Origin of the sequence: Bacillus sp. CECT 9360 (assembly GCF_918741275.1) — a bacterium.
GTDB lineage: Bacteria > Bacillota > Bacilli > Bacillales > DSM-1321 > Peribacillus.
On the sequence record NZ_CAKKNA010000004.1, the window covers coordinates 163026 to 176962 of the forward strand.

At 42.7% G+C, this 13937-nt stretch carries 13 protein-coding genes; 9 read left to right on the forward strand and 4 right to left on the reverse strand.

Annotated elements, in window-relative coordinates; genetic code table 11:
- Positions 1 to 241: 241 nt before the first annotated feature.
- The 3 genes from LQ216_RS06270 (at position 242) to LQ216_RS06280 (ending at position 2512) form a co-directional block, all read left to right on the forward strand.
- Positions 242 to 463: a DUF1450 domain-containing protein gene (locus LQ216_RS06270; protein WP_230127873.1), complete on the forward strand. Its 222-nt coding sequence runs from the start codon at positions 242 to 244 to the stop codon at positions 461 to 463.
- Between the two features lie 180 nt (positions 464 to 643).
- On the forward strand, positions 644 to 1954 hold the full coding sequence (locus tag LQ216_RS06275; RefSeq protein ID WP_230127875.1) for an HD domain-containing protein: 1311 nt from the start codon (positions 644 to 646) through the stop codon (positions 1952 to 1954).
- Between the two features lie 48 nt (positions 1955 to 2002).
- The gene (locus LQ216_RS06280) at positions 2003 to 2512 is read left to right on the forward strand and encodes a YwgA family protein (RefSeq protein ID WP_230127878.1); all 510 of its coding nucleotides are present in this window, start codon (positions 2003 to 2005) and stop codon (positions 2510 to 2512) included.
- Between the two features lie 215 nt (positions 2513 to 2727).
- Here the strand turns inward: LQ216_RS06280 and LQ216_RS06285 are convergent, their stop codons facing one another.
- Positions 2728 to 2913 (reverse strand): 2-hydroxymuconate tautomerase, encoded by a 186-nt coding sequence (locus tag LQ216_RS06285; protein ID WP_117306339.1) that lies wholly within the window; start codon positions 2911 to 2913, stop codon positions 2728 to 2730.
- A gap of 137 nt (positions 2914 to 3050) precedes the next feature.
- Here LQ216_RS06285 and LQ216_RS06290 point away from each other — a divergent pair, with 137 nt between their 5' ends.
- Positions 3051 to 3716, forward strand: a complete 666-nt coding sequence (locus LQ216_RS06290; protein WP_230127881.1) for a site-2 protease family protein — start codon at positions 3051 to 3053, stop codon at positions 3714 to 3716.
- A 35-nt stretch (positions 3717 to 3751) separates the two neighbouring features.
- Positions 3752 to 4261 carry a YwhD family protein gene (locus LQ216_RS06295; RefSeq protein WP_230128294.1) on the forward strand — a complete coding sequence of 170 codons (510 nt, stop codon included), beginning with the start codon at positions 3752 to 3754 and terminating at the stop codon, positions 4259 to 4261.
- A gap of 209 nt (positions 4262 to 4470) precedes the next feature.
- On the opposite strand, the gene LQ216_RS06300 is transcribed toward LQ216_RS06295, so the two are convergent.
- Entirely contained in the window at positions 4471 to 6537 is a 2067-nt protein-coding gene (locus tag LQ216_RS06300; RefSeq protein ID WP_230127884.1) for a transglycosylase domain-containing protein, read from the reverse strand.
- A 208-nt stretch (positions 6538 to 6745) separates the two neighbouring features.
- Here LQ216_RS06300 and speE point away from each other — a divergent pair, with 208 nt between their 5' ends.
- The 4 genes from speE (at position 6746) to argS (ending at position 10991) form a co-directional block, all read left to right on the forward strand.
- Positions 6746 to 7573: a spermidine synthase gene (gene speE / locus LQ216_RS06305; RefSeq protein WP_230127887.1), complete on the forward strand. Its 828-nt coding sequence runs from the start codon at positions 6746 to 6748 to the stop codon at positions 7571 to 7573.
- Between the two features lie 74 nt (positions 7574 to 7647).
- Positions 7648 to 8526 (forward strand): agmatinase, encoded by an 879-nt coding sequence (speB, locus tag LQ216_RS06310; protein ID WP_230127889.1) that lies wholly within the window; start codon positions 7648 to 7650, stop codon positions 8524 to 8526.
- Positions 8527 to 8875: 349 nt separating this feature from the next.
- Positions 8876 to 9316 (forward strand): DUF1934 domain-containing protein, encoded by a 441-nt coding sequence (locus LQ216_RS06315; RefSeq protein ID WP_230127892.1) that lies wholly within the window; start codon positions 8876 to 8878, stop codon positions 9314 to 9316.
- Positions 9317 to 9320: 4 nt separating this feature from the next.
- A complete protein-coding gene (gene argS, locus LQ216_RS06320; RefSeq protein ID WP_230127895.1) occupies positions 9321 to 10991 on the forward strand; it encodes an arginine--tRNA ligase in 1671 nt (556 codons plus the stop codon).
- Between the two features lie 553 nt (positions 10992 to 11544).
- Here argS and uvsE read toward each other — a convergent pair.
- Positions 11545 to 12501, reverse strand: a complete 957-nt coding sequence (gene uvsE, locus LQ216_RS06325) for a UV DNA damage repair endonuclease UvsE (protein ID WP_230127898.1) — start codon at positions 12499 to 12501, stop codon at positions 11545 to 11547.
- 27 nt (positions 12502 to 12528) lie between these two features.
- Positions 12529 to 13737 (reverse strand): cardiolipin synthase, encoded by a 1209-nt coding sequence (gene cls / locus LQ216_RS06330; RefSeq protein ID WP_230127899.1) that lies wholly within the window; start codon positions 13735 to 13737, stop codon positions 12529 to 12531.
- Between the last annotated feature and the right edge of the window lie 200 nt (positions 13738 to 13937).

Below are 13937 nucleotides of genomic sequence, written 5' to 3' on the forward strand. Positions count from 1 at the left end.
ATAGCTTAGTAAATGTGAAAGTTCATAATTCAATGAAGCGAACTTCCAACGGGGTCCTACTTACATCTTGGACAATTCGGGGATATTTTATACAAAAAAGTTAAAAGGATAGTAGTTTTTTGGCAGTTATGCAGATTGGATTGGAAGACAGACAGCCTTGAAATTAGTTCTTAGAAAATGTAGAATACCTTTTAGTGTTTCGCTTTATATTGTTTTAGATAGAAAGGATGGTGACCCTGGAATGTCAAATGAATTCAGGGTGTGTGACGATTGTCAGGCAACGAACATCAAGACTCTTATTCCCCGCCTGCAAAAGCTTGATCCGATCGCGGTGATTGATATAGCCTGCCAATCCTATTGTGGCCCGGGCCGAAAGAAATCATTCGCATTTGTTAATAACCGTCCTGTCGCAGCGCTGACAGAGGATGAGTTAATAGAGAAAATTGATAAAAAGCTTAAGTGATGTCTGTCCTGCATGAAGGGCAGCTGCCTATATAGTTACTTCGAATTAACCAATCACCCGCAGGTCTTCAGCATGCAGCGGTGATTTTATTTTTCCTATAAATGTCGGATTTTGATGAAGTATGGTTTTTTTCTGCAGACAAGATATAATAGAATTGGATAAGAAAAAAGGGGGTAGCCAATGGGATATTCCACGGAAAAGCTTAGTGAGGAAAAAGTATTTAAAGACCCGGTTCATCGCTATATACATGTACGTGACCAGGTGATTTGGGATTTAATAGGAACGAGGGAATTTCAGCGTCTGCGCCGTATCCGTCAGCTGGGAACTACTTACCTGACCTTTCATGGAGCAGAGCATAGCAGGCTGAACCATTCACTTGGTGTTTATGAAATTGTCCGTAGGATCATCGACGATGTGTTTGCGGGGAGGCCTGAATGGAAACAGGAAGAGCGTCTTTTATGCTTATGTGCCGCTCTGCTTCATGATTTAGGGCACGGACCTTTCTCGCATTCTTTCGAAAAAGTTTTCGATCTTGACCACGAACATTTCACCCGGCAAATCATTTTAGGAGATACAGAAGTTAACCGCGTCCTATCTAAGGTTGACGGAGCATTTCCGAAAAAGGTAGCAGAAGTAATTGCAAAAACATACGAAAGCAAACTCGTTGTTAGCATGATTTCAAGCCAGATTGATGCGGATCGGATGGATTACTTGCAGAGAGACGCTTATTTTACGGGAGTTAGTTATGGGCATTTTGACATGGAACGGATCTTGCGCGTGATGAGGCCGCGGGAAGACCAAGTGGTTATTAAACAGAGCGGCATGCATGCTGTGGAAGATTACATCATGAGCCGATATCAAATGTACTGGCAGGTTTATTTTCATCCGGTAACCAGAAGCGCGGAAGTCATTCTTACGAAAATTTTACATAGAGCCAAGCATTTATACGAATCGGGATATCGCTTTCAAGAAGAGCCTCACCATTTTTACTCGCTGTTTAAGGGGGACGTCACTTTAGCGGATTATTTGAAAATGGACGAATCCGTCATGCTCTATTATTTTCAGATATGGGAGGAAGAGAAGGATCCTATTCTCAGAGACCTCTGTGACCGCTTCATGAACCGTAAACTATTTAAATATACCGAATTTCATCCGTCGAACGATCAGATGAATAAGCTAATGGAATTAAAGAGCCTCTTTAAACAGGTTGGCATTGATCCGGAATATTATCTTGTGGTCGATTCATCCTCAGACCTTCCATATGACTTTTACCGTCCTGGTGAAGAAGAAGAAGAGCGGCTTCCGATTCATTTGCTGAAGAATAACGGCGAGATAAGTGAGTTATCAGTAGAATCGGAAATTGTAGATGGAATTTCAGGCAAAAGAAGGACAGACCATAAACTATATTTTCCCGACGATCTCCTTAAAGATGATTCAACGGATAGAGAAATTAAAAGACAAATACGTGAACTGCTGGATCTTAAGGATTAATTCTTTATTCAGAGAAAAAGCAACATTTAGGGTGAGGAGTGACGAGCCTTGTTTAAGGATCATGCAAAAATTATCAATGCCATTTCAGCTGCCGGTGAAGTAACGGGCAGAAAAAAGCTTCAAAAAATCATTTTCATCGCCAAGAAGCTGTCTTTCCCGTTTCAAGAAAAGTTCTCTTTCCATTTTTACGGACCATATTCCGAAGAGTTGACGCTGCGAATCGAAGAGCTCTGCGATATGGGATATTTAAGTGAAGTCAGGGAAAAAAAGGCGGGGTATTATCAATACTGTTATTCGATCACCGATCCAGGTATGGACTTTCTCACGATGCATGAATTGGATATGCCTGCGCTAGGGGATTGCTTACTAGATATGAATGCACAGAATGCCCGCTTCCTCGAGCTTGTTTCAACCGTCCTTTATTTTGATGCGCTGGAAAGAGACGAAGTAGTGGAGAAGATTGCCACATTAAAAAGCAAACAAAAATACACGCATGAAGAAATTGATCAAGCATATGCATATATTGATCAGCTAAAAGAGAAAGCTAAGGTAAATTAAAAATCAATTTTTTAGAGGGACGCTTGGAGTATCTTTGTCCAAGCGTTTTGTTGTTACAAATGAGAGGGTTTTCTGGGAGGGGCACCTGCTAATTTCTATAATAATATCAAGACTGCGGAGTTTATTATCCGAACTCAGAATTTATTAGCCAAACCCGACAATCTATTATCTGCCATTATAAAGGCCAAACCGAAAACCGATTTGGCCTTTATTAATTACTCGTCGCTCAGGCGTTTCCCGGCGACTCCGTAATGGTTTTTAGACATTTCTTCTATGAATACGACTACTTTATCCTTTGATGCGCCGGTCGTTTCTGTAACGGCTTCGGTAACCTTTTCTACTAGCGCTTTCTTTTGTGCATCGGATCTTCCTTCAAGCATTTTCACAGTAACGTAAGGCATAGCTTTTTTTCCTCCATTCAATTCTTTCTCTGTAGTGTTCCATATGATCAGGAAAAATGCAATCCTGAAGTGCAGCGTTTTAACTTATGACACCTTTTCATGTATACTTACGGTAATAAGAAATCGGGGAGAAAAAAATGGAGAATTTTTTAAATCAGTTTTTAGCCTTTCCTTTGGAAGAAATACCGTTTGTGGTAGTCGTGTTATTAATTGCGTTCACTCTACATGAATTTTCCCATGCATATGTGGCCCATAAATTTGGCGATCATACTGCAAAGGATCAGGGACGGGTCACATTAAACCCGATCAACCATTTAGATCCGCTTGGAACCCTGCTTTTATTGATTGCAGGATTCGGTTGGGCACGGCCTGTCCCAGTAAACCGCAATAATTTTAAGCGACCGCGGCTGGCTGGGGTTCTCGTTTCTTTTGCAGGGCCCTTTAGTAATTTACTGCTCGCCACTGTTGGTTTTATCATTTGGCACAGTCTTGTGGCCTCGGGGCTTAGCACGAATTTGCCGGTTTACGTATATACCTTTATCCATTTGTTTATCCAACTAAATATTGTTTTATTTGTTTTCAATTTGCTCCCTTTTCCGCCTTTGGATGGATATCGCATTATACAGGACTTGGCGCCAGCAAATGTCAGGGCGAAGTTGACACAATATGATTCATACGGAGCACTCATTTTTCTAATATTGGTAATCACGCCGCTGAGTATATATACAATCCAACCAATCTTTCAGGTGGTATTGCCGTTAGTCACGAACACGCTGAATGACATTATTTCTACACTATTCTAGGTGCCTGGCACCACTAACATAAAGGAGGCAACATGATGGATAAGCAGAAGCTTGGTTTCAATATCATTAAAAATGATCCGACGGAAGGACATGGGGGATATGGTGCGGGTGTATTGACGCTCGACAACATCTCACCGGTGATTATTGACGTGGAAGCGGGGGAGGCGTCTGTTGATATCGGGGCATTGCATGCGAGAAGTACGGTTGAGCGGGGCATTAAGTTCCTTAAGAATAAAGAGGAAGTCCCTAATGCCAAACCGTATTGGCTTGTTTGGGTGACGATTGAAACGACGCAGGCTGGCCCACTTTATGCCGGGGTCACAGCCTGTGAGATGATGGTGGACCGCTCCATTAGAAGGGGCTATAAATCGTTGCCTGAGCATGTAAACCGCATGGATAAATCATTGAAACGCCATGTTATTGTCGAACATATGGACGATCAATCAAAGAAAGTGCTGGCTGAGTTTTTGAAAAATCACAACGCTGATATGTGGAACCATTCATCAGATGAGTTGAAGAAGGGGTTAAACGCAGCCGACTTGTAAGAATGGAATCACTAGCTAAACTTATCTGTCTTTCATAAGTTCACCTGCACTTCAACTTTTAAGAAAAAATGTCAAAATTTCAAACTTACCACTTGTGAATACTTCGTAAAATAAAGTAAACTAAATACAGCGTGTAACGCTGTAAAGCAAGGACATGAAAAACCTCGAGATGCTAAGACTCTCGAGGTTTTTCGTTTCTAAAAATCAAATCAATTCCAAAAGGGTAACAATCGTTTATACCATGTGTCTTTTTCTTTTTTCTCTTTTTCCTGTTTAGAGTGCTTATTATCTGGTACATGCTCGGTACAGACCTCCGTTGGTTCTGTTCCCTTCACATAATAGGCCAGTTTTTTCACCGGGCAATGGGGTGTCGCGAGCTTGCCGTTTGCAGGATTGACATATACGCTAACTACATTGTCTGTCTCCTTGAAATCTTTCTTCGGATTATCTTGTAAGCTTTCCTCCATAAATTGCGCCCAGATTTTTTTAGCGTACGCTTTTTCAGCGCTCGCCGTGATTTCTTGTGGCTGGTCATATCCGGCCCACACCCCGGTAACCAGCTGCGGCGTATATCCAATCATCCAACTGTCAGTTTCAGTTGTGCCGGATTTGCCGGCATACTTCCTCGTCAGTTGAGAAGCGATTGAGCTCCCGGTAACCTTTGTATAGCCGTTTAGTTTCTTATCAAAGATACCTGTCAGCATGTCAGTCATCACAAATGCTTTTGCCGGATCAAGCACTTGCTTTTTTTTGCTTTTTTGTTCGAAAATAATCTCGCCATTGTGTTTTTCCACTCTTTTAATATAAATGGGCCTGACTTTTTTACCGCCATTGGCAAGCATACTGTAGGCATTAACCATCTCAATTACCCGAACGCCTGACGTTCCAAGTGCGGCAGACGGGACGTGCGCCATTTTAGTACTTAGGCCAAATCGTCGGGTCGTGTCAAACAGTGCTTTTTCACCCAAAAATAAATGGGTTTTAACAGCGTACACATTATCCGATAAAGCAATGGCCTGGGCCATGGTTATTTCGGAATCGGCATACTGATGGTTAAAATTATGTGGCGTATAGGAAGATTTGCCGTCATCATATGTGAAAGTAGTCAGCTCGCTTCTCAACGTTGAGGATGGCGTAAACCCTTTTTCCAGCGCTGCATAGTATAACAGCGGCTTAATCGTCGAACCTGGTTGCCTGATCGCATGGATCGCACGGTTATAAGGAGTCTTATCATACTTCCTTCCGCCTACCATCGCTTTGACTTCTCCCGTTTTCGGATTCATGGCGACCATTGCTGCTTGTATATCGGATGACTCTCCAATGACATCGTCGAACGTCTTTTCAGCAATATCTTGTTCTTTTGTATCCAGCGTTGTATATACTTTTAAACCGCCCAGTTGAATGGTACGTTCGTCCAAATTCAGCTGTGTCTTTAAAGCCTGCTTTACGGCATCCTGAAAATAAGGCGCTATCTTTCTATCAACCGATTTATGTCCACGGTTAAACGCCAGCGGCTCCCGGCTTTCTTTCTCCACCGCTTCCTTAGGGATCATATCTCCACTCGCCATCGCGCGCAAAACGACCTTTTGCCTTTTTTTCGCCTGAATCATTGATAAAAACGGAGAGTAGTTTGCCGGCCCTTTTGGTATTCCGGCAAGCATGCTCGCTTCGCCCACGGTTAAATTTTTGGCATCCTTCCCGAAATAGTACTGGCTTGCCGCCTGAATCCCGTACACCCCATGGCCATAGTAAATCGTATTCAGATAGCCTTCCAATATCTCTTCTTTTGAATAATTAGTTTCCAGTCTGATTGTATAGAAGGCTTCGTTAAATTTACGGTTCCATGTTTTATCGTGGCTCAAGTATAGATTCCTGGCGTATTGCTGGGTAATCGTACTCGCCCCCTGTACCTTCGACATCGCGTTTAGATCCGCTAAAACAGCACCCGCAATCCGCTTCGGGTCAAAGCCGTGGTGCTTGCGAAATTGACGGTCCTCCACTGCGATAGTCGCATCTACCAAGGCCGGGGAGATATCATGCAAATCCACCCAATACCTTTTCTGCCCGTTATTGCGTTCCCCTATCAAGCTGCCATCGTCACTGTAAAAAAGAGTAGATTGAGGAACTGCTAAGGGAGGAGCTCCTAGTGTTTTTGAAAAAATGACAAGGGAGGCCAGCAATAAAAAAGCAAGGATTACGGCAATCCCTGTAAAGATGATAATCGCCCGGATGTATTTAGCTTTACGCTTGAACCCTTGGCCTGTAATCAATTCCACTGTTTACACCTCTTTCCCCCAGAAAATGTTATTATCAGTATGAAAATAATCGCGCTGTTTTAAACATCGTCTAAGAAAAAAGGAAACTTTTTTCTTGCTTTTTCATAGGATTCGACTATACTTTTTCTAGTTTGTAATTTTTTTGTTGGGGAACGTTAATATGGACGAGGATTGTCAAATAAAGCTCAAATAGAAAGGATGGTTATGAATGGCTATTTGGTTTACAGAAAAACAGACGGAGAACTTTGGAATTACGATGAAAGTGAACCGGACTTTACATACTGAACAAACGGAATTTCAAAAGCTTGATATGGTAGAAACGGAAGAATGGGGAAATATGCTTCTTCTTGACGACATGGTCATGACCACGAAAATAGACGAGTTCGTTTACCATGAGATGGTTGCGCATGTTCCCTTGTTTACCCATCCTAATCCAGAAAATGTCCTTGTTGTCGGAGGAGGAGACGGAGGGGTAATCCGTGAGATCTTGAAGCATTCGAGCGTCAAAAAAGCTACTTTAGTAGATATAGACGGTAAGGTCATTGAGTACTCAAAGAAATTCCTTCCTGAAATCGCGGGCAAGCTTGTGGATCCTCGTGTCGAAGTAAAGGTTGATGATGGATTTATGCATATCGCCAACAGTGAGAATGAATACGATGTAATCATGGTTGATTCCACTGAGCCGGTTGGTCCAGCCGTCAATCTATTTACAAAAGGCTTCTATGCAGGCATTTCTAAGGCATTGAAGGAAGACGGCATCTTTGTGGCTCAAACCGATAATCCGTGGTTTAAAGCAGATCTGATTACAGAAGTGCAAAGAGATGTGAAAGAAATCTTTCCAATTACCCATTTGTATTTAGCCAACATCCCGACATATCCAAGCGGTTTATGGACATTCACGATCGGTTCAAAAAAATATGATCCGCTTGAAGTAAGCGAAGATAGATTCCATGAAATCGAAACGAAGTATTATACAAAAGAGCTTCACAAAGCTGCCTTCGTACTTCCAAAATTCGTTCAGGATCTAATTAAATAAAGGGGTCAGTCCCCCATCGTGGTAATGCGTTAAACCACTGGGGGTCAGGCACCTGACAGAAAAGGGGACATGCTATGCGTTTTGATGAAGCATACTCGGGCAACGTGTTTATAAAAAGCCACCCGGATTTTGAAGAATCTGAAGCAGTCATATACGGGATGCCGATGGATTGGACGGTTAGCTACCGGCCGGGATCTCGTTTCGGTCCGACAAGAATCCGCGAGGTATCTATTGGACTTGAAGAATACAGTGCATACCTTGATCGTGATCTTGAGGAAGTAAAATATTATGATGCCGGAGATATTCCGCTTCCATTCGGGAATCCCCACCGTAGTCTGGACATCATTGAAGAGTTTGTTGACGGTATTCTCGATGCAGGCAAGTTTCCGTTTGGGATAGGCGGCGAACATCTGGTTTCCTGGCCGGTGATGAAGGCTGTCTTCAAAAAATATCCCGACCTGGCCATCATCCACATGGATGCCCATACAGACCTGCGTGAGCATTATGAAGGTGAACCGCTTTCCCACTCCACGCCAATCCGGAAAATCGCCGAGCATATCGGACCAGTTAATGTCTATTCTTTTGGCATCCGTTCAGGCATGAAGGAAGAGTTCGAGTGGGCGAAAGAAAATGGGATGCATATTTCTAAATTTGAAGTCCTTGAGCCGTTGAGAGAAATTTTGCCGAAGCTTACCGGCCGACCGGTCTATGTAACGATTGATATTGACGTGCTTGATCCGGCCCATGCCCCTGGTACAGGCACAGTTGACGCTGGCGGAATTACATCGAAAGAATTACTTGCTTCCATTCATGAAATCGCGAAATCGGACATTAAGATAGTCGGTTGTGATTTAGTGGAAGTGGCGCCGATCTATGATGTTTCCGAGCAAACGGCCAATACGGCCAGTAAACTGATTCGTGAAATGATTTTAGGCTGGGTCCAAAAGCGATAAACTTTGTGGATAAAAGACTGATCCTGAATCATCATCAGGACAGTCTTTTTTCTAAGATTAGGAAAGTATTATTTTTAAAATTTGACTGATGTCCAGCTGCAGCGCCCAGCCCCTCGGGTCATAAGCCAAACCACTGTTTCACTTTAGGAACTGTCTCCTCGCGGTTTGTCTTATGCCTGTCGGACTTGCCCAGGATGGGCTGGCGTCGATGTTTGCCACACGATGTGGCAGGTCTTAGTCGATGTTCCTTACTTGCAGGGCGCTTACGCTTTTCTAACGATAAGTTGAAAATTTAGGGCAGAATATTTATACTTATAAAGTTATAGTTCTATTTAAGGAAGTGTAGCATATGACTATGCAAAACACCGATAAACAAGATGTTAAAGTGAAATTGAATACGAAAATAAGCAACGGTGATGAAACAGATACATATGAAATAGTCACTTCTGGTACAAAGTTTACTAAAGGGAATGCTTTGTACCTGCAGTATACGGAAGAAGATGATAACGGGAAAACGTACACGACCCTTAAATTTAAAGAAGCTGACGCGTTGTTAATGCGTAGTGGTGTTGTAAAGATGCGGCAGGTTTTCAGCCTCTCTGAAGTGACGAATGGCCATTATGAAAGCATATATGGCACAATGACGACGCAAACGAGGACAAAGCTAATCAGCCATCTTTGGGATGAGAATAAACGTGAAGGAAAGTTTCTATTCGACTATGAACTTTTCATGCAGGGTAACTTGCTTGGCCAATATGAAATGGTGATCACTTATAAGGAGGTAACGTAATACGATGAACGTAGTGAAGCAGGTTCAGGATAAAATAAAGCTGGAGATCATAGCGGCAGTGGTAAAGGCGGGTTTGGCGACAGAAGAAGAGATTCCTGATGTGATATTAGAATTACCGAAGGAGAAGGAGCATGGCGACTACTCCACCAATATGGCGATGCAGCTGGCGAGAGTCGCTAAAAAAGCCCCTCGGATGATTGCGTTCGGCATTGTCGAACATTTTGATCGTTCGAAAGCTTCAATCGAAAAAATAGAAATCGCTGGCCCGGGTTTTATTAATTTCTACATGAACAATGAATATTTAACGGAACTGATTCCAGCCATTTTGGAGGCGGGGGACCGTTATGGTGAAAGCAATTTTGGAAACAATCAAAAGATCCAGGTTGAATTTGTTTCCGCCAACCCGACAGGCTCCCTTCACCTTGGCCACGCACGGGGCGCAGCTGTTGGGGATTCCTTATGTAATGTGCTGGCTAAAGCCGGCTACGATGTATCCCGGGAATATTACATTAACGACGCCGGAAACCAGATAAACAACCTGGCCTTATCTGTCGAGGCGCGTTATTTCCAGGCGCTTGGCATCGATAAGGACATGCCCGCTGACGGCTATCATGGAGCCGATATTATCGGCATAGGTAAAAAGCTCGCCGAGGAACATGGCGATAAGTTCGTAAACACGGATGAGCAGGAGCGCTTCGACTTTTTCCGTGAGTACGGCTTGAAATATGAAATGGAAAAATTGAAGGCGGATCTCGAAAACTTCCGCGTCGGCTTTGATGTCTGGTATCCGGAAACCTCCTTATATGAGAATGGGAAAATCGACGAAGCCCTTGCCGCTTTAAAAGAACGCGGCCATATATACGAACAGGATGGCGCCACCTGGTTCCGTTCCACGGAATTGGGCGATGATAAAGACCGTGTCCTGATCAAACAAGATGGCTCGTATACGTATTTAACACCTGACATTGCCTATCACCGTGATAAGCTTGAGCGCGGCTTTGAAAAGCTGATCAACATTTGGGGAGCGGACCATCACGGCTATATCCCGCGTATGAAAGCCGCGATTGAAGCACTGGGCTATAAAAAAGAGCAGCTGGAAGTTGAAGTGATTCAGCTTGTTCATCTATATAAAAACGGCGAAAAGATGAAGATGAGCAAACGTACCGGTAAAGCTGTATCGATGCGGGATCTGATTGAAGAGGTAGGCTTGGATGCCACACGTTACTTTTTTGCGATGAGAAGCGCGGCTACTCATATGGACTTTGACCTTGATCTGGCCGTATCACAGTCCAATGATAACCCGGTTTACTATTCTCAATATGCCCATGCACGCATATCAAGCATCCTGCGCCAGGGTCAGGAGCAGAACCTTAGCTACGAGGGTACACTTGATTTCTCGCCTATTGCTTCGGAAAAGGAAATGGAGCTACTGAAGAAGCTTGGGGAATTCCCGCAGGCAATTGCGGAAGCGGCAGAAAAACGCATGCCACATCGGATGACGAATTACATTTTTGATCTTGCCTCCGTGTTCCATAGCTTTTATAATGCTGAAAAAGTACTGGATACGGATGACGTCGAAAGAAGCAAAGCGCGCCTGGGATTAGTGAAGGCAGTACAAATCACGCTCAAAAATGCGCTGTCATTGATCGGCGTATCCGCTCCGGAAAAAATGTAAAAAGGCTATAATAACAGGAATTCCACTTATTAGGAACTTTGTTGAATTTGTCGATTTAGGGTGGTTACTGTCGAAAAATCGATATACGAGAAAAGTTGATAATAAATGTAGCGAAGTTGATAATAAATCGAAAAACTTGATAATATATATGCAAAACTCGATAATAAATCCGAAAACTTGATCATATAGCATAAATACAGGTCATTAAAAAGAGGCTGTCCCATAAGTGCTTGGCTTTCTCTCCAACGCATACAACATATGACGTTCGTGTCTATATCTTGTATGGGAGGTGCCGGCACGGGGCAGCCTTTTATTTTTGGCTCTGTTAAATTCCATTGTTGATTTTCAAATGGTCATGGAATCTACTCGCTTTCCGCGGACGAACTGTCAAGCCTCCTCATTCGTACCTCGCTGCGGGGTCTTGCCAGCCCGTTTTTCCGCAGGACGGTGATTCATCATCCTTGAATAGACACCGCACGAGAAAATGCGTATGCATTTTCGAGGAGTCTCGCAGATTCCCTTCCCAAAAACAACATTATCGTTTAACAGAGCCTTATTTTAATTCAACCGTTCCACCGCCTATCCTTTTTACACCGCGGACCTTCGACAGATCCTCAATCAATTTCAACATGGCCTTATCCTTCGTTTTCGCTTCAATCATAAAATCGATATCCTGCTTCATGCTTTTAAGTACTTGTATCAATGGCATGATAAATTCAAGATTCACATAATCCGCATGCGAACGGAATTCTTTTTCTGACTTGGGTGAGGAAATATGGATCTTAGGACATACACCTGTATGGTCCCATGTTTCAAAAACAAGCGGAAGCAGCATCTCTAGCGATATTACTCCGGGATTAGCCATATGGTGATGGTAATCAAATGCTAATGGGATTTTCTCAAGCTTACAGACCGTTAACGTTTCCTCGGCCGTATACGTTTTATCGTCGTTTTCAAGGGTCATTTTTCTTTTCACGTGTAGGGGGAGCTGTTTAAGGTTTTCGTGGAATCTGGCCGTAGCAGACGATTTATCTCCGTATGCCCCTCCGACGTGGATATTGATGAAAGAATGATCATGCACACCCATGGCTTCAAGCATTTTGTAATGAAACTCCATATCTTTAACAGCGTTGGCGGTGATCGACGGATTCGGACTTGTAAAAAGAGTGAACTGGTTAGGATGGAAGCTTACCCGCATATGATGGCGTTTAATCCATTCCCCAAGCTCCCGCCACTCGGCACGAAAAGGTGTAACAAAGTCCCAATTAACGTACGGGTGAGTAGCGAGCGGGACAATTGAGCTCGAAAGCCGGTACACTTGGATTTCATGTCCTGTATTGTAATAGAGAGTCCGTAAGGTACTGGCAATATTTCGCCGAGTTATATCATAAAGCTTTTGCATGCGTTTTTCCTTTTCAAGCTCGCCGTATCTTTTGAATGTTAACGTTCGCGAAGGTGTTGCCTCCCAAAGAGAAGTGGCGGTTGAAACATATCCCAGGCGTATTTGCATGGCAGTCTCCTTTTTCCGGGTAATGTCTTATAGAAACGGTGAGATTGCATAAGCGATTGATTCTTTGAACATACGGACAGGATTAGGCGTTGTAATCATTTCAATTGTTAAAGGTGTGGAATGAAAGATATCGTAATCCAATTCTTTCTTAATATCTTCAATGCAAGCTTTATCATAAATTAGGCAATTCATTTCACGGTTCAAAAATAAAGAACGCCTATCAAAGTTTGCCGTGCCAATATCACAAACCTTATCATCAATCAGAATGATTTTCGAATGATAAAACCCTTTTTCAAACTGCATGATTTTTGCTCCTTCCTTTAAAAGAACCCGAAAAAAAGGATAGGATGCTTCCTGGACAAAAAGATGATCCGCTGTTTTTGGAACGATCACAGTCAAATCAATACCCCGCGTGAGAGCTTTTCTTAAATCAGAGAAGAGTTTCCGGCTTGGAATGAAATAAGGCGTTCCAACTATGATTCTTTCATTTGCCGTTAAGATCATTTCGGAAAAGGCTTTTTCAAGAAATATCCCTTCGGTGGGTAGGAACCGATGAAGACAATCCCCTTTTTTTAAGGACGGAAAATACTGCTGATTACTGCGCTGATCTTCCCCTGTCGCGCGAAACCAATCTTCAAAATACTCGTACTGAAGATCCTGTACTCCCTCTCCAGTAACTTTTAAATGGTAATCCCGCCATGGGCTCAGCTTGGAGTCTTGGTCAATGTATTCCTTGCCGACATTGTAGCCGCCTAAATAACCGATCTCACTATCAATGATCGTAATCTTCCGGTGATTCCGTTTATTAAGAGAATAAAATAAGTAGGGGAACTTCAGGCTGTTTGTAAACGTGAATCTTACCCCATGTGCTTTTAAATCGGAAATCATCTTTTTACTGACTCGATACCCGCCAATCCGGTCAATCATTAATCGGACCTCAACTCCGGTTTGTGCTTTTTCCTTCAATAGCTGAAGGAATGCCTTGCTAAATTGATCGTTGGAAACGATATAGAAGAGGATATGTACATATTTTTTGGCATCCTGTATTTCGTGAAAAAAATCGTTGAACAGCTTTTTTCCATTTGTGTATAGCTGGATGTCGCTTTGGCGATTAGGTAAATTTTTCTTAAAAACTTTGCGCTTATGCCTTCTCCGTCCTAGATGAAAATCGAGTGGCAACCAGACGAGGAAACATATGATAACGACGCCAATCGTTATTGTAATTATCAAGATCATCCTCACCTTTACTCAGGGGTTATATTTATTTTGTACAAATTTATCATCATAATCCATTCATGTTGAAATAAACACTAATACAGAAATTAATAGATGAAAATCAGGATACCTAAATCAATTTCATAATTTCACCCTTAAAGATTTGAAGCTGTTTTTTCAGCTATTGATATTCGCTTTGGTATCGAAGAAATCATGTTTGG